Below are 19,371 nucleotides of genomic sequence, written 5' to 3'. Positions count from 1 at the left end.
TAACAGCTCTATTTATAATAAAAACATCAGAATAAAAGGAGCGAGCAAAATGAACATTCTTGAAGCAAATAATCTTTCTAAATCATACGGAAACAAGTTTAACCGGCAAGAGGTTTTAAAAGGAATTGACGTATCAATTATAGAGGGTGAATTTGTAAGTATTATGGGGGCGTCGGGATCTGGAAAAACTACTCTACTCAATGTCCTCTCCTCTATCGACAAACCATCCGGCGGTACAATTAGAATCGAGGGAAAAGAAATGACCGCATTAAAGGAAAAACAGCTTGCAGAGTTTCGTAAAAATCACCTTGGTTTTATTTTCCAAGAATACAATCTATTGGATACCCTCACGGTAAAGGAGAATATATTGCTTCCACTATCTATAAAACGTACTCCCAAAAAGGCTGCTGATGATATTTTTAGTGATGTTGCCAGAGAACTTGGAATTGAGGAAATAAAGGATAAATACCCAAACGAAATTTCCGGGGGACAAAAACAACGAACTTCTGCTGCTCGGGCTTTCATTCATGAACCAAGCATCATCTTTGCAGATGAACCAACAGGAGCACTTGATTCAAAGTCAGCTTCAGACCTGTTGAACAAACTTAGCGACATGAATGTAAAACGAAAAGCAACCATTCTGATGGTTACACATGATCCGGTGGCTGCAAGCTATTGCAACAGGGTTATCTTTATTAAGGACGGTCAGATCTACACGCAACTAAATAAAGGTGGAGAAAGCCGCCAGGAATTCTTTAAAGATATCATGAAAACTCAAGGTGTTTTGGGCGGTGTGCAAAATGAACATTAATACGATTATTTACCGCAATCTAAAGAAAAACCTAAAGAACTATTATCTTTATGTATTTGCGCTTGTATTTAGTGTCAGTCTATACTTCGCATTTGTCACGTTGCAATTTGACCCATCGATGGACAAGGTAAAAGGAAGCATTAAAGGTGCTGCTGCAATCAAAACTGGATCCATCCTCCTCATAGCTATTGTCGGCGTATTCTTATTGTTTGCCAATAGTATTTTCATCAAACGGCGCAGCAAGGAAATTGGACTGTTTCAATTGATTGGAATGACTAAGGACCAAATTTTTCGCATCTTGGCAGCAGAGAATGGCATTCTATATTACAGCTCAATGACTATTGGCATTTTTCTAGGATTTTCAGTTTCGAAACTAATCATGATGGTCCTTTTCAAGATTACCAATGTGCAAACAGCAACCGTGCTTCGCTTTTCTTCTGAAGCTCTGCTGCAGACTGTTCTTGTTTTCACCGCTATCTACCTATTGATTTTGGTAACTAATTATTTTTTCATCAAAAGACAGAGCATTATCAATCTATTCCGTGTTCGATCTTCCACTGAATCGAAGGTTAGGAAAATATCTTTTCTCATCATTTTTCTTGGTGTGCTGGGCATGGCTTTGATTGCAACAGGATATTATGTTTCATCAAAGCTTTTCAGCGGGGATTTCACTTCAATACCAGAACTTTTTGCAGCGATGACATTCATCCTCTCATCTGTCATCGTCGGCACATACTTGTTTTTTAAGGGTGCTGTCAGTGTTATCTTCAACATGATCAGAAAAAATAAGGGAGGCTACCTTAACGTTAAAGAGGTCTTGTCGTTGACCTCCATTATGTTCAGAATGAAATCGAATGCATTGCTTCTCACAGTCATAACTACTGTTTCAGCACTGGCCATCGGTCTACTCTCCTTAAGCTACATTTCCTACTACTCTGCGGAAATGCAGTCTAAACAATTCGTCGTTGGCGATTTTGCCCTCACAACGAAGCAGGATGGAAAGCGTTTTGAACAAGAGTTAAAAGCAAACATAATCTCGTATAAGAAAGAAGAGATACCAGTCATTCAGGTGAATGCAGACATTTCTGATTTGATGCAGAAAAGGCTGGAGATGAATATGAATCCTGACAAAACTCCAATACCAGTTGTCAGTGAAGCATCCGTAAAAGGCTTGAATGTAAAAGAAAATGAAACTATTTTTACAGGCTATACCGATGCGCTTCAAAAATTCATGCCTTTAAAGGATTCCGGGAAAGTAAGGTTGATGGGGAACAAACAAGACTTGAATCTAGATATGATTGACCAGGAAAAGGAGTATATTGTCTCCTTCCTCTTTACAGGTGGCGGTCAACCAATCGCTATTGTAGACGATAAGGTATTTAAAAAATTGCAGGCCGACCTAGAACCGTCCATTCAAAAAGCATCGAGTCTGCATATCGGATATACGATTAATAATGAAGATGAGTTGGAAAAGGCAGGAGCTATTTATAAAAAGTTGAAACTTGATAAACATGGTATGAATATTTCTCGTGTCGAGATGGTAAAAGACCAGAAAAAGACCATGGGACTTGGCATGTTTATCGTTGGCTTCTTAGGATTGACATTCCTGATAACTTCCGGCTGCATCCTTTACTTCAAACAAATGGACGAAGGAGAAGAGGAAAAACCAACGTATACGATTCTTCGTAAGCTTGGGTATACGCAAAGTGACCTATTAAAAGGGATTAGACTTAAACAAGCTTTCAGCTTTGGCATCCCCCTTCTTCTTGGATTAATGCACGGATATTTTGCCGTGCAGTCCGGCTGGTTCTTCTTCGGTTCAGAACTATGGGCACCGATGCTGATCGTTATGGCAGTTTATACGGTACTATACTCAATATTTGGGGCGCTTTCTGTCCTTTACTATAAAAAACTAATTAAGGAATCACTTTAAAAAAATCCGGCCAAATGGCCGGATTCAATCTTGTAATTAATAACAAGTATTTACATAGTAAGAAGAAAAAAGAGGAAGTTAGCTTAATGGATTTCCTAATTATTTTAAAGGCCCTCCTTCTTGGCATGGTAGAAGGACTGACAGAATTTGCCCCCGTATCATCAACAGGACATATGATCATGGTGGATGACGTGTGGCTAAAATCGCAAGAATTCCTTGGAAGCAAATATATTGCAAACACTTTTAAAATCGTCATTCAGCTTGGATCAATTTTGGCCGTCGTCATGATCTTCTGAATGTTCCCCATCCAGCAGATTTGTCCTTTTGATGAGGGATGTTTGGGCGAAAATTTCAGCGGAACAGGTGAGAATCCGCTTGGCGAAATACGTGAGAGCTCATCATAAGTTCTGTATAATCGAATCCTCTTTTTGAACAGGAATCACCTGCCCGATCTAAGGGAAATAATAGAACAAAGAAACACTCACTACCTCTATGCCCTTTTCTTCTGCCGCCTTCATTGCCCTTTTGTCCTCCGCTGATTATTTTTCTATTATAGTAACTCTCCTGTAAAGATAAATCAAATATACATGAAAACCAGGACAGGTTCCAGAAAATTCAACATGTTGCAGTTTTCGTCGAATAATATTTCCATAAAAGGGCTAGACTTTAAGTTTTACCTTGTTATAATGTTGTCTATGTAAGTGATTATGATAAAAAGGTGGGCATTATGAAGAATTATTCTTGTAGGTATATCATCAATGCATTAGGCAAACGCGGTGAGACCTACCATACCCATTGCAGAGATAAAGAGGAACTGAAAAAATGGATCGCGGACAACGCGGATAAACTTTCCATGAAAGACCTTAAAGTCGTTGATAAAAACAGACATCCTTTACTCCAATGGTTTTCCATTTCATTAAAAAAATTCAATTTATAAAACGAAACAAAAGCTGGCGGAGCATCTCCACCAGCTTTTTGGGTTCTTGTGAAAGCGGTTACTTCAGTTCTGTTTGTCGAAGTAGGATTTCACCCTTGTCATCAATTCAGCTGGACTAAAAGGTTTGATTATATAATCATCCGCTCCCATTTTGATTCCTTCACGCTGCTCTTCTTCTCCTCCAATAGCAGACAACAAAAAGACAGGTGTACGCCTTTCAACCCTCAATTCCTCTAGGACGCTTAACCCGTTCTTCTCCGGCATAAATATATCAAGCAGAATAAGATCATAGTCCAGCGAGAGAGCCTTACGGAGAGTCTCTGTTCCATTCACCGCCTCGTCGACAAGGTACCCTTCCCTCGTTAAATACATTTTCAACAATCTTCTCATCACAGATTCATCTTCCGCAATCAGTATTCTCTTTTGCACACTAATCCCCCGTTTTACATTCGCACTGCTTCCATGTTACCGAGAAAGCATTAATTTCTCAACTGTTTTCTCCTATCGCGATAGTGTTTTCTGACAGGCAGGTTATCTTAATCTTTTTTAGGGAAAGGTTTAATAGCTTAATAGTCTAGTATGTATGGTGGAGGATATGACATGTACTTATCAATTGCACTTAAACTTGTTCTTGGCTTAGTTTCCTTGCTTTTTGTCATTCGTCTTATGGGTAAAAAAGAACTGGCACAAGTTACCCCGTTTGATTTCGTTTACGCAATCATTCTTGGTGGAATCTTAGAGGAAGCGATTTTTGACCACAAAGTGACAATTGGTCACCTCTTATATACCTTTGCGTTGTGGGCTTTTCTAATTTTCATCGTCGAATATACTGTTCAGAGATTTGACAAGACACGACCTCTCATAAAAGGAGAACCTGAAACCCTTATTGCTGATGGGGAAATTAATCTTGATGTACTGAAAAAAGAAAAAATGGAGATGGAACAGCTACGGTCCATGCTACGGCAAAATGGCGTTTTTTCCGTCCAAGAAGTCAAATATGCCTTTTTAGAGCCGAGCGGACACTTAAGCGTAATGGCTTCGCCGGCCTCCTCTCCTGTCACCCCTAACCAACTGGGCATAGACACTCCAAAAATAAGCCCTTCTTATATGTTGGTAGACGAAGGAAAAGTATTAGAAAAAGCGCTCAAATCAATGGGGAAGAATGTAGATTGGCTAGAAGCTTCACTCGCAGAAATGGGCTATGAAAACATCCATGAGATCTATTATGCAGAATGGTCCTTGCAGAATGGTTTTTATGTGAAATGCTATCAATAAAAAAGGCAGGGATACGAAGTAGTTCCCAATCTCGTATCCTTGCACACCCTAACAGCGAGTAGATCTCCTCGTTAATATTTTCCCCAAAGAATTTTTTTGGACAAATAAAACCTGCCGGCTAGGACGGCAGGCCAGTCAAGCGTTATCTTTTCTCAGCCGGTATTCCGCAGACCCGCTGCAACACCGCTGATGGTAAGCAATACTTGTGTGAACATTTCTTCGTCTGGATCCTCCGTCTTTCGCAATTCTTTAAGCAGTGCTATTTGGATGAAATTAAGCGGATCAACATAAGGATTACGTAAGTGTACGGAGTCCTGGATATTTGGAGAATGATCAAGCAGTTCTATATCGCCGCTAATTTTCAAAACAATCTCCTTTGTCCGCTTATATTCTTCGTGGATATTACCAAAAATTCTATTTGCCATTTCTTTGTTTTCTACAAGGGTGGTATATTCCTTAGCAGTAGTGATGTCTGCTTTCATCAAGGCCATTTGCAGGTTATCGATGGTAGAACGGAAGAACGTCCAGTTTTCATACATCTCTTGCAGCAACGACAATCCTTCGCTGCTTTGTTCAACATAGTGTTGCAGCCCCGTCCCAGCAGCATACCAAGCAGGAAGCAGTTGACGGCTTTGTGTCCAAGCAAATACCCAAGGGATGGCCCGAAGATTTTCAAATGATCTGCTGTTTTTCCTACTGGCAGGGCGGGAACCGATTTTCAGTTCTGCCACTTCTCCTAGCGGTGTCGCTTCATGGAAATATGTCAGGAAATCGGGATCTTCAAAAACAAGTGACTGGTATTTTTTCAAGGATGCTGCTGAAATATTCTCGATGGCACTTACCCAACGCTCTTCGCGAATTTTTCCTTTAGTCATTTTCGCGGCTGAAGTGATAAGTGTAGAAGTTGCCTGTTCAAGGCTTCGATAGGCAATCTCTTCAACAAGGTAGCGCGCTGATAGAACTTCCCCTTGCTCTGTTATTTTCACTCCATCTCCAAGTGTTTCAGCAGGCTGAGAAAGAAGGCTTCGATTAAGCGGACCCCCTCCACGGCCAAGTGAACCACCTCGTCCATGGAAAAACTTCAGAGCGACTCCATGAGTTTTTGCCATTTGGTGGATTTCCAGCTGTGCTTTATACAGCTTCCAGTTAGCGGTCATCGTACCGCCATCCTTGCTTCCGTCCGAATATCCGAGCATGATTTCCTGCTGCATTCCCCGCTTTTCTAGATGTCTCCGGTACACCGGCATTACAAATAAAGTCTCCATGATGGCAGGGCCTGCGGTAAGGTCATCGATCGTTTCCAAAAGCGGTGCCACATGGAGATCAGAATCGATGCTTCCGTCACCGTGAACACGATAAATTCCTGCTTCTTTTGCCAACAGAAGAACCTCTAAGAGATCGCTTGGAGATTGGGTCATACTAACGAGGTAAACTGCGATAGATCGCTTGCCGAACTCTCCGTGCGCATTCTTGATGAGATGGAAAACATCGATCATCTGTCTGGTTTCTTGTGTATACTCCTCGTGTGATACTAAAAGGGGTCTTGGATCTGCTAATACGTCTTGAAGGATTTTTAACTTTTCTTCTTCTTTAAGTGCTGCATAATCATCAGATATGCGCACTTTTTTGAAAATTTCAGCAACGGCAGCTTCATGTTCCCCACTATGGTTTCTAATATCAAGTGTTGCTAAATGGAATCCAAAAAGTTCAACCTGACGTATTAATTTTTTTAATGTCTTTAGCTCATGGTTTGCCGGGTGATGGTTAACAGCACTTCTTTGAATGACTAGGAGATCTTGTAGCAATTCCTCGGCTGTTCTGTAACCAAGAGGGGATTTCCCAACTTCTTTCACCCTTGCCAAAATAATTGCGATTTTCCGGCGATAAGCTTCCTCTGCAATTGGCCATGTTTTGCCTTCTGCGAGGTATGCTCTTTCTTCACTTTCAAGGGTGCTAAGCAATTCTTCACTCACTTTAACTCTCGCGCTGGAATGGCTAAAACGTTTCATAAGGTCAATCAGAGCTGCCTTATATTTTTTCACCACAAGGCGGCGCTGCTTTTCAAGCGTTTCCCAAGTGATTTCAGGGGTTACGTTTGGATTGCCATCACGGTCTCCGCCAATCCATGAACCAAAGTAAAGGAAATTCGGTACTTCCCAATCTTCTTCAGGAAAATGCTTACTAAGACTATCAGCAACTTCCTCATGGATATCTGGCAGCACGTTAAACAACGTTTGATCGAAATAGTAAAGTCCGTTTCTTACTTCGTCAATAACTGTTGGCTTGCGATCTCTTAATTCATTTGTCTGCCAAAGTACCATCACTTCATTAAACAAACTTTCATCAAGTTTATCCTTTTCCTTTTTAGAAAGCAGAGGGTTATCCTTCCCCTTCAATATGTTGGATATCCGCTTCTGTATTTCCAGAATGGAGCGCTTCGTCGCTTCTGTCGGATGGGCCGTAATGACGAGTTCCAAACTTAAGCTATCCAGGACTCTTCTAATCCCCTCTGGAGTTACCTCATTTTCTTTCAAGGAAAGAATGGCACTTTCAATAGAAAAAGGCTGCACTTTCGAGTCAGATTCCAGTAAATACTCCCTTCGCCGCCTTATCCTATGATTTTGCTCTGCCGCGTTAATAAGATGGAAATAAACAGAAAACGCTCTGATAACTTGTTTCCTCATTTCTGGGTCAAGGCTGCATATCTCCTGTTTTAATTCTTCGAATGTTTCCCGGTCAAACTCGGTTCTAATATTCTTACACATTCCCCTGATATGTTCTACTTTTTCAAGGAGTTCTTTTCCCCCATGATAGACGAGAATATCGCCTAGTATTTGTCCAAGCATCTTCACATCGCGACGCAATGGAAGCCTGCTGTCATAAGACTGCATTTCTGTTGCCATGATTACACCTTCCTTACTCATAAGAGCTACAAGAAATTTAAATAATAATATAACACAACTTCCCTGTCATACATAGGATTAACCGAACAGTGGGAATTATTTTTTCAATAAAGCGCTTTATTAATCAGAAAAGTGATATCATTGGTAAAATAAACAATTGAGAAAGAAGGTAAAATGATGGATGGAAGGATTCGCAGTAACATTCATACTGGTACGCAAGTGGATATTGTCCTTAAAGAAGACCAAAAGACAGGCAAATTAACTGCCGGTATTGTCAAGGATATTCTCACCAATTCTGCATCGCATCCGCATGGAATAAAAGTTAGACTTTCAGATGGAAGGGTTGGCAGAGTAAAGCATATTAAGGGGTAGGAAGAATGGAATCAAACTAAAAGAACAGACCCAATCAATATGGGTCTGCTACTGCTTTTTTGCGAATGTAATTATGCTTTATTCACATTAACAGCCTGTGGGCCGCGGTCACCTTGCTCAACATCAAAGGTTACTTCTTGGCCCTCATCTAAGCTCTTGTAACCCTCTCCTTGAATGGCTGAGAAATGAACAAATACGTCTTCCCCGCCTTCACGCTCAATAAATCCAAATCCTTTTTCGCTGTTAAACCATTTAACTCTACCACGTTCCAATTTTGTTGCCTCCTAGCATTAATTAAAATTGCAATTTGTCTTGCAGAAGTATTATACCCATATATCCAATGCAATATTCAGAATGAAATAATTCAAACAAAAAAACACGCATATAATCGGCGTGTTCTCTATAAGTTCGTAACTTTCAATTCAATCCACCGTGTAACTTGACCATCATAAAACTTCTTTTCACAATACGCTAGTTGATAACGATAAAACTGCAGAAGCTTTAAATTTTCCAAACCTTCCAGCTCTTGGATAGTAGTTTCTATCCTTGCTTTTTCCTCATCAGTTGCAAGCTGGTTTGTCTCTTTCCGTGAAAGCACGATTGTAATAATTCCATTTACTAAGTCTTTTTGCTTGAATCCTTTTTTCGCAAGGCTGTTGAGTTTTCGGTCAACTTCCCACAAGAAAAGGCCATCCACCTTTTTGTATGTATGCATTTTTTTAAGTATGAAATCTGTGAAATCAGCCTTTTTCTCCAAATAATTCTCTCTTTTTTGCTGAAAGGAATCTTTAATTGACTGCTTGATTCCCTTTCCTTTCAATGCACCAAAAAAACCAGCGCTATACCCTTTTTCTTTTTGCCCTACATGATCATAACTCATATGTTGCCTCCGTATATATTACTGCTACAAAATAAGATTCGTCCTATCCTTCTTTTTTTGGGGGTATATTGAAGAAATATGTCGAAAAAAATCACCAAACAGAAGAAAAAACAGGTTATTCCATCTCAGCATCCTTAATTATGATGCTTCCTGACTATTTCTGCAACCTGAAAAATAAGACTAATGCACGGGTTTGCAACCTTTTTTAAAATAATATTGAAAAATTAAATTTTTAGACTATACTAAAAATTGGATGAACTATTTCATTTAAAAAACAATAATTATGTCCTGTACATACATGATCCCTGGGGAGGAATCTTTGATTGAAATTTATAGAAAAGCGATTCATACCATTGCTGCTTGGCGTCGGCATTTCATCTGCAGGAGATTTCATGTATCTCATTGCCATCAATGTATTTATTTATAAACTGACAGGTTCAGCGATCAGCGTGGCAACCCTTTGGATTCTTGGTCCAATCGCTGGTATTGTCATTAAACCCTGGACTGGTGGCTTCATTGATCGGTTTCCTAAGAAAACCATTATGATTGTAACGGATATTATCCGTGGACTATTGATGTTCGTCCTAGCTTTCCAGCAAAACATCGGCTTTATACTTCTCATCATCTTTTTTGTGCATGTTTGCAGCTCCTTTTTTACTCCTGCCTCACAGGCTTATATCGCGAAATTCCTTCCTGCACAGCAGAGGGGTGCGTTTAACGGCATCTTTCAAGCTGCGCAATCAGGGGGATTGGTAATTGGGCCAGCCGTTGCAGGATTATTGCTGCCCATCTTCTCTCCAACGGGCGTTGTCTTAATCAATGGAGCTTCCTTCATCCTTTCTGCGATTCTGCTCATTTTCCTCCCGTTTAAAGAGGAAAATTCTGTTGCAACATCGAGAATCCCTTTTTGGAAAACTTGGAATGCAGACCGAAAGTCAGTCGTAGGGTTGACAAAAGAAAAAAATGATTTTGTAAAAGTATATATAACCTTCCAAACATTGATTGTAATGGGGATGGCGTTAGATTCCCTTGAATGGGTTTATTCAAAAGAAGTCTTAGGGCTAAACGCAACACAGTACAGTTTGCTCGTAAGTTTTTGCGGAATCGGCTACTTCGCTGGTTCTCTACTCGCTTCCATCCTCTCTAAATGGATCTCGGCCAAAACAATGGTTGGAGTTGGAATGCTTTTTTCCACTATTGGTTTTGCAGGGTATGCTTACAGCCCTAATTTTCAAACGGCACTAACGTCCTTTACCGTTCTCGGAGTTGCTCAAGCGGTTGCCAATTCTGGGATCATGACATTATACCAAGAATCAATTCCAGCGACTTTAATGGCGCGTTTTTCAAACTTTTTCGCTGTCATTATTAGTATCATGCTTATCAGCATAACATTCTTGTTAGGACTGTTTGGAGAAAAAACCGTTAGTATGGCTGTACAGTTGCCCGTAATAGTAATGTTTATCTTAAGTTTTCTTCTTTTTCGATTCACAAATTCACTGGAAGAGAAAAAAACGAGAGACGTCCAAAGCTCTCCATTTTGATTACATGGAGCGTTATTAAATAATAATGGGGTCCTTGATTGGCTCACCATCATTTCTTAATAAGAGCAAACTCGCATTGATTCATTACATGACACATTTATCTGTATGTATCAAACACTATAAGGGACACTTCCGTATGAAGAGTCCCTTATAGTGTTATCTTTAATTAGAGTTCATTTCATTTAAAATCCGTTGGGCTGCTTCCTCCGGATTTTTTTTCGTTGATATGGCTGAAATAATAGAGACGCCATCGGCTCCCGCCTCGATTACTGCCGCAGCATTGTTCGAATCAATCCCTCCAATCCCTACGATTGGAAGATCAATCCCTTGTGATCTTAACTCCTTTATGAATCCTACTCCAGCAGGCGGCAAAGCATCCGTTTTGGTAGACGTACCATATATCGGTCCAACACCAAAATAATCTGTGCCTGCTTCAATAGCCTGATTTGCTTCGTCTAATGTGTGAACCGATACTCCTAGTATTTTATTGCCAAGCATTCTCCTTGCTTCATTTGCTGGGAAGTCATCTTGGCCAATATGGATCCCATCAGCATCCAATTCCAAAGCAAGTTCGATATCATCATTAACAATGAACGGAATCCTATTCTCACGGCAAATATGCATCAGCAGCTTAGCCAATTTTTTTTTCTCGTTCCCAACAAGGCTTCCATCCCCTTTTTCCCGGAACTGGAACATAGTAATTCCGCCATCGATTGCTTGCTTTAAAACCTTCTCTGGTTCCATTTCCGTATTGTTACTTCCCATAATGAAGTAGAGACGAAGGTGTTCACGCAAATTAAGTTTCATCCCTTAAACTTCCCCCTGTCCTGTTGTAGGCAAAGTGATTCGTAGGGCCGTGTCCATTTCCTATTTCCAGTTGATTTTCAATTGCACACTGGATAAACATCTTAGCAGTTTTCACCGCTTCGTATGGAGTTAAGCCATTTGCAATTCCAGCTGTAATTGCAGCCGAAAATGTACATCCGGTGCCATGTGTATTTTTTGTAAACATCCTTTTGCTTTTAAAAGAATGAAATTCGTTTCCATCAAAAAATAAATCCTCTGCGTAATGACTTGCAACAGGATCATGGCCACCTTTGATTACAACAATTTCTGACCCAAGAGAATGAAGCAGCATAGCAGCTTTTCGTTTATCCTTTTCTGCAGAAATTCGAATACCCGTAAGAGCTTCTGCTTCCGGAACATTTGGTGTGATGACAAGTGCGAGCGGAAGTAAATATTCCTTTAGCGCCCTAATTGCCTCCTTTTGCAGTAATGGCGCACCTCCCTTTGCTATCATGACCGGATCCACTACTGGACGCCAGCCATAATGATTCATTCTGTTGGAGACTGCTTCAATGATTTCTGCGCTAAAGAGCATCCCCGTTTTGACACTGTCTGTTCCGATGTCTTCCCCAACACAATCTATCTGTGATATAACCATTTCTGGGGTAATTGGCTGGATATCTTTCACTCCTAAAGTATTTTGGGCAGTTACTGCTGTTAAAACAGAGGTCCCAAATACTTTCATTTCTTGAAAAGTTTTGAGATCTGCCTGAATCCCTGCACCTCCGCCACTGTCAGAACCAGCAATAGTCAATGCTTTAGCAACCTTCACGACTGAATCACTTCCTCTGCCATCGCTTCATGAATCCAATGTATATGAGATAAGTTCGAAAGTTCATTAATAAACTCAACTTGGAAACTTCCTGTTCCATGCTTCCCTGCTTTCCGTGCAGCTTTTTCCCCAGCGATATTGTAGTACGTAAGCGCAGCGGTTGCGGCACTAGCATAGTCTTTCTCCACTGAAGCAGCTGCACCAATAACGGCCGATAAAAGGCAGCCGGTGCCAGTTACCTTTGTCATCATGGCGTGTCCATTGCTAATGAAGATTTTATCTCCAACAGAATCAGCAATAATATCCCTCTTTCCCGTCACAACAACTACTGATTCATACTTAGAAGCTACCTCCGTTGCGACTTCAAGGAACCCTTCAGTATCAATGGTTGAGTCTACTCCTTTCATTTTATAAATATTTCCTGCAATCGTACCTATTTCTGCAGCATTTCCTCTAATAATATCAACTTTCAATTCTCTTAAGAGCATTCGGACAGTTTCTGTTCTGTAGGAAGTAGCACCAATACCGACAGGATCAAGCACAACCGGGATTCCATGTTCATTGGCGGATTTCCCAGCAAGGAGCATTGCTTCAATTAGCCTTTCATCCAATGTACCAATGTTTAATACCAAAGCATTTGCTTTTGAAGCCATACATGCAGCTTCTTGTGGCGCTATTGCCATTACAGGAGAAGCACCTATCGCGAGTAAACCATTAGCAGTGAAATTAGATACAACGTTATTGGTGATATTGTACACAAGCGGTTTCATTGTTCTAATTTTCCCAATAACTAATGGCCATTTTTCCTTATCCATCCTTTTCCTCTCCATTCCACTTTCCCACCGACAGATCATAGCGTTTTTGATAAAATAATAAAGCCGGAATCCATACTGGACCCGGCATAATAGCGAAAATGCAGCTACTTTCCTACGCTGGTATGATCCAGATCAGGTCCAAAGGGTTAGAAAACCTTTTGTTTTCCTCTCAGCCTCGATCGGAGGCACCCCTAGTAGTGGTAAAGTTTTTTTCCATCATATCCCGCAAACAGCATTCTGTAAAGTATAATGTACCAGCTGGATTATTCAAGATTTATAGAGGGAATTGATAATATTAGGGAGGGACAAAGGAATGTCAAAACTTGATTTCAAACATAATCCACAAAAAAAACAAAGAACTAATCATACGCTATACAGAGGAGAAATTTCTTCTCATTGGTGATCCTGAATATGATTATAAGGGGAATCCAATTATTGCACTTCAGTATAAAGCAAGAAATGTACTACTTAAAAATATTTCCATTAGAGCCTTCAAGCATGCTGGAAATGATATTAAAGTATTTGGCGGTAATCATCATGCTGATTTTATCACGCCTAAAAATATCAATGTCACGCACTCCTCCCCATCTGCCACCCGGATTGGCAAAGACGTAAAAATGGTTCACATATCCGACGTAAAAGCAATTGCACTGGAAGGTAAATATGTTGTAAAAGCAGATACCACTCCTTCCCGCCTTCACGGCATTCTGGCATCAGGCTACAAAAAAACGACTATCATTTCAGCGGAGAGCCACCATCATATTGGCTAGAAAGTACCCCCTGCTCTCGGGAAGCAAATAATAAAGACTGCAGCCATAACCAGTTTTCATCGGGTATGTCTACAGTCCTTATGGTTCTAAGTAATTGCTATTTTGGACTTTCTTTAGTTCATCTCTTTGATGAGAAATGCTTAAAAGAGAAGGCACTCAAAAAGAGGGCTCGTTACCGTTGTGAATAACTATCTACTGCTTGTCTTACATTCGCAAATGTTTTCATTCCGGAAAACTTGATTCCTGCATCGATAGCGGAGATTGCCATCTCAGGACGGATGCCTGTCGCTATGCATTCAATACCAAGCAATCTAAGAATATTATTAAAATCAGAAATATGTTTCGCGATAGTCGCATCGATATTTACGATACCTGAAAAGTCAATAATAAGGCTGTTATACTTCTGCTTAGCAATCTTCGGAATAGCTGTTTCCATAATACGCGTCGCTCTCTCATGATCAAGGTTACCAATCAAAGGAAGGACTGCAAGCCCCTTTTGAACAGGAACCACAGGTGCAGACAATGAATCAATTTCTTCTTTCGTTTCCTGAAGAAGCTTTTCTGATAGGCGCTCAAATGCAAACACTGTCTCATTCAAGCTCAAGTCAAGAAAATAATTCACCCTTGTAACAAGCCAAATCATATCTTCCACAGATAATCCATGGTCCTTGCCAATCTTGGACAATAGACGAGAAAAAGCAATCCTAGTATCAGGATAGCGAATTAAAATTTCTGAAACCCTTCCCCCATGTGATGCTTCTCGTTCCCCATTGCTGCGGCTCCATTGAATGAGTGCATCCGGGGGAGCTTCCTCACTTCCCTCAACAAGCCCGCCTAAAAATCCGAAAAATTCTTCATACATATCAATGGAATGCTCGATTTCCCGCTGGGGTATTTCCATATACAGCCTATTTATAATATCTGCAACCAATTGCGCCGCCAGCTGTCGCGAATTGATGGTTAAATATTCTACTACGGCCTTTTTGCTGTTCAACTATTTTCCACACTCCTTGTGATAGTAGTAACACTACCTTATTTTATTACGTACGAATATAGAAGAGCAATGCCTGTTGCAGGCTGGAGTAAGTTGCAATACCACTGAAATCTAATCCCAAATTAACGGATGTCTGAGCAATGGCAGGACTTATACCCGTAATAGCGGCTTGCACTCCCAACAAGGACAGTGCCTTAATAATCTGAAACAGTTCATGTGCTACCATCGTGTCAATAATCGGAACCCCGGACAAGTCAACAATTAAATGCTCAAGTTTCAAATTGCTTACTTGAAGCAATGTTTTTTCTCTGATGATTTTTGCTCTGTACGTATCAATATCTCCTACAAGCGGAAGAATCCCAACATTACTATAGACAGGTATGACTGGGCTGCTCATTTCAAGCATCATTTCCTTCTGTGCTCTGACGTTTTCCTCGTGGACTTTTTGATAATGAGCACAAAACACTTCAATAATATCGTCAAATATAAAGTTGATTCTCTCTCCCCAATTGCCCAATTCAATTGTATCCCCACCGGTTTCTATCGCAAACTTCACAATATAGCTCCAATAAGTTTCTCTGAAAAGCTTAAAGCTTCGAAGCACTTCTTCTAGCGGCGTATTCATTTTCGCCCGCCTAGTCGATGTTTCAAATGCCCATTCTTTATAATCTGATTCCCCTAACAGCGCATGGGCCACAGTTTGAATCAGTTTCATATTTTGTTCCTTAATATCTTCTTCCACCTCTATAGGTGCTTCCTTGCCGTATGTCGATTGATTTTCTTCACGTAAATCTAACCATTGCTCCGTTAATATTTCTGCATTCTCAAGTAAATATTCCGTTAACTCTTTTGTCCTTTGCATTCTGAAAACCACCTTATTCTCCAGTTCATTCCAGACCACGATATTCATTAATTTGCATCATGCGATTATGCTACACAACTTATCGGCCACATACGTTGACAAAAGGATGCAGCAGATCGTTAACATCAATAGAAGCAATTGCAATACCTGCTCCCACTACGTTTGCCTGAATCTGATCTTTTTGTCGTATACCAATTTATTCAGCTTTGGCGCTAACTGAAATAGAATGGTACCAATAATGGTGATGATTAAAATATAGATACTTGCAAAAACGTTCAAAGCTCCCGCCGCAAGTCCTGCAATAATAACAGAAAATTCTCCGCGTTGGGTCAAAGATAACCCGGCTGTTAATGAATGATAGCCCGAAAGACCATACCATCTTCCGCCGAAATAACCTACCGCTACCTTATGAATGATACTCCATCCAACCAATACGGCAAGAAGAACTGGGTATGGAATTTCCCCTGTCAGCTTTACGTGGGTCCCAAAGTTCAAGAAGAAAAAGGGTAAGAGGACATTGCGCAGCGGCATTGCTACTTTTTCGATTTTGTCCTTCATGCTTGTTTCTGAGAACATGAGCCCAGCTAAAAATGCGCCAATCACTTCCGATAAGCCAAAGAAAACAGCAATCCCTGCATTACAGAGGGCAACACCAGCGATAAGAACAATAAAAATGTCATCATTCCGGATATTTTTCAAAATTGGTTCCGCCTTCTTCATTACTATTTTAGCAAAAAGCACAGCAATTGCAGCCATAACGATTACCTTAAGAAGAAGACTCCCAAAATCGTACGGTGAGAAGCCCTTTCCCGTTACACCGATAAGGACGGTCACAAGAATAGGAGCAATCAAGTCCTCGAAAATAAGAATAAGGAAGAGAAATTCCGATTCTTTATTCTCTGTCCTGTTTTTATCTTGCAACAGTTTTGCTGTAATAGAGGAACTTGTAGCATAAACAATACCGCCGATCAGCAGGGAGGAAACCCAGTCTAACCCAAACAGCTTGCAGATCAGCATGGTAACACCGATGCCAAGAAGCACGTCGAGCAGCCCTGCTTTCCAGACCCGCCTGCCATTTTTCTTTAGCCTGTTAACCGAAAAATCCATACCAAGTATAAAAAACAACAACACAAGTCCCATTTCCCCAGCGGTTTCAATTACCTTATTATCATTAAATATATTGGACAGTACGAGACCGAGGATGATGTAGAGCAAAATATCGGGGAGGTTAATTACTTTTGTACCAATAATACCTACAAAAAACAAGATTAACAAAAATAGTCCAGTAGCTAGTAATAGATTCACGCACAACATCCTTTATCACAGTTTTACTGTTCCTTTACCCGCTGAGGCTGTTAGACAATACAAGGATTAGTGAATTTTTAAAGATAACGCTAATTATGTTAAAATATATATATAGCCTCGTATTGCAAATGACTAGAAGGAGGAAAAATATGAACACACTGAACGATCAGGCACTGCAAAAAAAGCATAAAGGATTACCAAAGACCAAGCTCGCTACCCGAATATTCTTCATTGTGCTGGGCGCTGTCTTGATGGGTGTCGGGCTCGAAGAATTCCTCGTACCCAACAAAATTCTTGACGGAGGAATTGTTGGCATTTCCATCATCCTTTCTCATTTAACAGGGTTTCGCCTCGGAATTTTCATCTTCCTATTAAACATCCCATTCTTCTTTATTGGATATAAACAAATAGGGAAAACTTTTTCATTATCTACACTATTGGGGATACTTGTCCTCTCCATCACTACTTCCTTGCTGCACGATCTCCCGTCATTAACAGATGACCTGCTGCTTGCAACGGTCTTTGGCGGTATAACTCTAGGCGCTGGCGTAGGTATTGTTATTCGATATGGCGGATCTCTAGATGGAACGGAAATAATGGCTATCCTTGCTAATAAAAAACTGCCGTTTTCTGTCGGTGAATTTATTATGTTCTTCAATATTTTCATATTTAGTGTTGCTGGATTCGTATTTGGATGGGACAGAGCTATGTATTCATTCATCGCCTACTTTATTGCATTCAAGACAATTGATATTGTCATCATGGGATTAGATGAATCAAAGTCTGCCTGGATTATCAGTGATAAGCATCAGGAAGTTGGAGATGCCATTCTTGCCCGTCTTGGCCGTGGAGTAACTTACTTGAAAGGTGAGGGCGCATACACAGGGGACGACAAAAAAGTAATCTTCTGTGTTATAACTCGTTTAGAGGAGGCAAAGCTAAAATCCATCATCGAAGAAATTGATAATTCTGCCTTTCTTGCGGTTGCAAGCATTTCAGAAGTACGTGGCGGAAGATTTAAAAAGCGAGATATCCATTAATTCCGCTGTTTTTCCTCGAAATCAACTTCCTTTTACACTTTGACAACCTTCGGAATATAAGTTAATTTATTATTAGCTTTTTCTAAAGGAGTGTAACATGTGAACAAGGATATTATAAAGTATTTAAGAAGAAGCTATAATCTGAATCAACGAGAATTTGCAAAACTAGTGGATGTAAGCTTTGCCCTCATTGCCCTGGTCGAGGTGGGAAAACGCAGGGTTACAGCTAACCTTGAAAGTAAAGTAAAGGATGCTTTCGACCTTGATGATCATCAAATTCAATCAATTTCAGCCATAGTGAAAGGAATTAGTGAAGGGGTGCCGCCATTCTTTTGAATGGATCGGCTCTTTTTTATAAATTATTGGCACAAACCTCCTATCCATGTATCGTAATAAACCTGATAGAATACGATATAACGAGGTGGTATTATTGAAGAAATTTGTGAAAATCTGCATTGTATTGTTGGTATTAGGCGGGATTGCCTCAGCATTATGGCTTTACCTTCCCTATTACCAAATAAGTTCATTAAAAAATAAGACAATGGGTCAGCCGGAAGAAGGTTCCCCTTCCCATATCACTTATCTTAAAGAGTCGGGAATCGATACAATACACATGCTTGCGCTAGGAGATTCGGTCATTACCGGTTTTGGAACTGATCCAAAAGCTAATTTTGTTCAAAGCTTTTCTGCTGGTCTTTCAGAGCAGACCGGAAAGGAAGTCTTCTTAAGGAATGAAGGAATAAATGGTTTAACGAGCAAAAAGCTGTACGATATCGTTCAAAGGGGACGATTGGACGAAGAAATTAAGCAATCCGAGGTTATTATCCTAAATGTCGGAGGCAATGATATATTACGTGCAGCACGCCATTCTGATTTTGCTACGGCAATCGGTACATTTGATACATTACAGTCTGAATTTGTTGATAATATGACAGGTGTCAGTGACATTATCCTTACCCTCAATCCCCAAGTAACAATTGTCCTTTTAGAGTTATACAATCCGCTCCCAATCGACCATACGTTTTACTCCTTATCCGATAAACTGTTACCTAAATGGAACTTACGGCTTTATCAATTTGCCCAAAACTTTAATCACTCTGTGGTAGTCCAAACAACCAAGGTAATTAATTCTAGCCACCCGGATCATCTGTCCGTTGATCGAGTTCATCCTAGTCAAGATGGGCATATTGCCATATCTCAACAGGCATTGGAGCAATTTGCAAAAGAAAAACACAGCAAAAGCAATTGATGAATATTTTCGTCAGGCCTGCCTGGCAATTTTCATAAGGAAAGCCCATTTTACGTTACCATTAAA

At 40.3% G+C, this 19,371-nt stretch carries 20 protein-coding genes, 1 pseudogene and 1 riboswitch; of the genes and pseudogenes, 10 read left to right on the top strand and 11 right to left on the bottom strand.

Annotation, left to right across the window (positions count from 1 at the left end; genetic code table 11):
• Window positions 1–49 precede the first annotated feature (49 nt).
• The 3 genes and pseudogenes from BQ5796_RS07415 to BQ5796_RS07405 all read left to right on the top strand — a co-directional run.
• Window positions 50–811 (top strand): ABC transporter ATP-binding protein, encoded by a 762-nt coding sequence (locus tag BQ5796_RS07415; RefSeq protein ID WP_071461196.1) that lies wholly within the window; start codon window positions 50–52, stop codon window positions 809–811.
• Window positions 801–2,744 (top strand): ABC transporter permease, encoded by a 1,944-nt coding sequence (locus tag BQ5796_RS07410; protein ID WP_071459653.1) that lies wholly within the window; start codon window positions 801–803, stop codon window positions 2,742–2,744. Before BQ5796_RS07415 ends, BQ5796_RS07410 begins: the two co-directional genes overlap by 11 nt.
• Before the next feature lie 86 nt (window positions 2,745–2,830).
• Window positions 2,831–3,037, top strand: a pseudogene (locus BQ5796_RS07405) (undecaprenyl-diphosphate phosphatase); the annotation flags it as partial.
• 470 nt (window positions 3,038–3,507) lie between these two features.
• On the opposite strand, the gene BQ5796_RS18670 reads toward BQ5796_RS07405, so the two are convergent.
• Both BQ5796_RS18670 and BQ5796_RS07395 read right to left on the bottom strand, forming a co-directional pair.
• Window positions 3,508–3,633, bottom strand: a complete 126-nt coding sequence (locus BQ5796_RS18670; protein WP_282956854.1) for a hypothetical protein — start codon at window positions 3,631–3,633, stop codon at window positions 3,508–3,510.
• A 111-nt stretch (window positions 3,634–3,744) separates the two neighbouring features.
• A complete protein-coding gene (locus tag BQ5796_RS07395) occupies window positions 3,745–4,110 on the bottom strand; it encodes a response regulator transcription factor (RefSeq protein WP_071459650.1) in 366 nt (121 codons plus the stop codon).
• Between the two features lie 171 nt (window positions 4,111–4,281).
• On the opposite strand from BQ5796_RS07395, the gene BQ5796_RS07390 reads away from it, so the two are divergent.
• On the top strand, window positions 4,282–4,956 hold the full coding sequence (locus tag BQ5796_RS07390; protein WP_071459649.1) for a DUF421 domain-containing protein: 675 nt from the start codon (window positions 4,282–4,284) through the stop codon (window positions 4,954–4,956).
• Window positions 4,957–5,108: 152 nt separating this feature from the next.
• Here BQ5796_RS07390 and ppc read toward each other — a convergent pair whose 3' ends face one another.
• The gene (gene ppc, locus BQ5796_RS07385) at window positions 5,109–7,859 is read right to left on the bottom strand and encodes a phosphoenolpyruvate carboxylase (protein ID WP_071459648.1); all 2,751 of its coding nucleotides are present in this window, start codon (window positions 7,857–7,859) and stop codon (window positions 5,109–5,111) included.
• A gap of 177 nt (window positions 7,860–8,036) precedes the next feature.
• Here ppc and BQ5796_RS07380 point away from each other — a divergent pair, with 177 nt between their 5' ends.
• The gene (locus BQ5796_RS07380) at window positions 8,037–8,231 is read left to right on the top strand and encodes a YwbE family protein (protein ID WP_071459647.1); all 195 of its coding nucleotides are present in this window, start codon (window positions 8,037–8,039) and stop codon (window positions 8,229–8,231) included.
• A gap of 71 nt (window positions 8,232–8,302) precedes the next feature.
• Here the strand turns inward: BQ5796_RS07380 and BQ5796_RS07375 are convergent, their stop codons facing one another.
• Together BQ5796_RS07375 and BQ5796_RS07370 are read right to left on the bottom strand one after the other, a co-directional pair.
• Window positions 8,303–8,503 (bottom strand): cold-shock protein, encoded by a 201-nt coding sequence (locus BQ5796_RS07375; protein ID WP_071459646.1) that lies wholly within the window; start codon window positions 8,501–8,503, stop codon window positions 8,303–8,305.
• A 128-nt stretch (window positions 8,504–8,631) separates the two neighbouring features.
• The gene (locus BQ5796_RS07370; RefSeq protein ID WP_071459645.1) at window positions 8,632–9,111 is read right to left on the bottom strand and encodes a hypothetical protein; all 480 of its coding nucleotides are present in this window, start codon (window positions 9,109–9,111) and stop codon (window positions 8,632–8,634) included.
• A 323-nt stretch (window positions 9,112–9,434) separates the two neighbouring features.
• Between BQ5796_RS07370 and BQ5796_RS07365 the strand changes: the two genes are divergently transcribed.
• Entirely contained in the window at window positions 9,435–10,652 is a 1,218-nt protein-coding gene (locus tag BQ5796_RS07365) for an MFS transporter (RefSeq protein WP_071459644.1), read from the top strand.
• Between the two features lie 162 nt (window positions 10,653–10,814).
• Here BQ5796_RS07365 and thiE read toward each other — a convergent pair whose 3' ends face one another.
• Genes thiE through thiM form a run of 3 tightly spaced genes read right to left on the bottom strand, consistent with a single transcriptional unit; the run spans window position 10,815 to window position 13,085 of the window.
• Window positions 10,815–11,459, bottom strand: a complete 645-nt coding sequence (gene thiE, locus BQ5796_RS07360; protein ID WP_071459643.1) for a thiamine phosphate synthase — start codon at window positions 11,457–11,459, stop codon at window positions 10,815–10,817.
• The gene (thiD, locus tag BQ5796_RS07355) at window positions 11,449–12,270 is read right to left on the bottom strand and encodes a bifunctional hydroxymethylpyrimidine kinase/phosphomethylpyrimidine kinase (RefSeq protein ID WP_071459642.1); all 822 of its coding nucleotides are present in this window, start codon (window positions 12,268–12,270) and stop codon (window positions 11,449–11,451) included. Before thiD ends, thiE begins: the two co-directional genes overlap by 11 nt.
• Window positions 12,267–13,085 (bottom strand): hydroxyethylthiazole kinase, encoded by an 819-nt coding sequence (gene thiM / locus BQ5796_RS07350; protein ID WP_071459641.1) that lies wholly within the window; start codon window positions 13,083–13,085, stop codon window positions 12,267–12,269. Before thiM ends, thiD begins: the two co-directional genes overlap by 4 nt.
• Before the next feature lie 92 nt (window positions 13,086–13,177).
• Window positions 13,178–13,288, bottom strand: a riboswitch (TPP riboswitch).
• Between the two features lie 120 nt (window positions 13,289–13,408).
• Between thiM and BQ5796_RS07345 the strand changes: the two genes are divergently transcribed.
• The gene (locus BQ5796_RS07345) at window positions 13,409–13,855 is read left to right on the top strand and encodes a hypothetical protein (protein ID WP_071459640.1); all 447 of its coding nucleotides are present in this window, start codon (window positions 13,409–13,411) and stop codon (window positions 13,853–13,855) included.
• Window positions 13,856–14,027: 172 nt separating this feature from the next.
• On the opposite strand, the gene BQ5796_RS07340 is transcribed toward BQ5796_RS07345, so the two are convergent.
• From BQ5796_RS07340 to BQ5796_RS07330, 3 genes are all read right to left on the bottom strand, one after another.
• Window positions 14,028–14,849 carry an STAS domain-containing protein gene (locus BQ5796_RS07340; RefSeq protein ID WP_071459639.1) on the bottom strand — a complete coding sequence of 274 codons (822 nt, stop codon included), beginning with the start codon at window positions 14,847–14,849 and terminating at the stop codon, window positions 14,028–14,030.
• A 46-nt stretch (window positions 14,850–14,895) separates the two neighbouring features.
• Window positions 14,896–15,711, bottom strand: coding sequence for an STAS domain-containing protein (locus BQ5796_RS07335; RefSeq protein ID WP_071459638.1), 816 nt, complete (start codon window positions 15,709–15,711; stop codon window positions 14,896–14,898).
• 156 nt (window positions 15,712–15,867) lie between these two features.
• A complete protein-coding gene (locus tag BQ5796_RS07330) occupies window positions 15,868–17,016 on the bottom strand; it encodes a cation:proton antiporter (RefSeq protein WP_071459637.1) in 1,149 nt (382 codons plus the stop codon).
• Window positions 17,017–17,165: 149 nt separating this feature from the next.
• Here BQ5796_RS07330 and BQ5796_RS07325 point away from each other — a divergent pair, with 149 nt between their 5' ends.
• The 3 genes from BQ5796_RS07325 to BQ5796_RS07315 all read left to right on the top strand — a co-directional run bounded on the left by BQ5796_RS07325 (window position 17,166) and on the right by BQ5796_RS07315 (window position 19,305).
• The gene (locus BQ5796_RS07325; RefSeq protein WP_071459636.1) at window positions 17,166–18,056 is read left to right on the top strand and encodes a YitT family protein; all 891 of its coding nucleotides are present in this window, start codon (window positions 17,166–17,168) and stop codon (window positions 18,054–18,056) included.
• A gap of 99 nt (window positions 18,057–18,155) precedes the next feature.
• Window positions 18,156–18,392, top strand: a complete 237-nt coding sequence (locus tag BQ5796_RS07320; protein ID WP_071459635.1) for a helix-turn-helix domain-containing protein — start codon at window positions 18,156–18,158, stop codon at window positions 18,390–18,392.
• A 94-nt stretch (window positions 18,393–18,486) separates the two neighbouring features.
• Window positions 18,487–19,305: an SGNH/GDSL hydrolase family protein gene (locus tag BQ5796_RS07315; RefSeq protein ID WP_071459634.1), complete on the top strand. Its 819-nt coding sequence runs from the start codon at window positions 18,487–18,489 to the stop codon at window positions 19,303–19,305.
• Window positions 19,306–19,371 lie beyond the last annotated feature (66 nt).

The organism is Bacillus massilinigeriensis (assembly GCF_900111815.1).
GTDB lineage: Bacteria > Bacillota > Bacilli > Bacillales > Cytobacillaceae > Mesobacillus_C > Mesobacillus_C mediterraneensis.
This window is presented reverse-complemented; position numbering and strand designations above follow the sequence as displayed.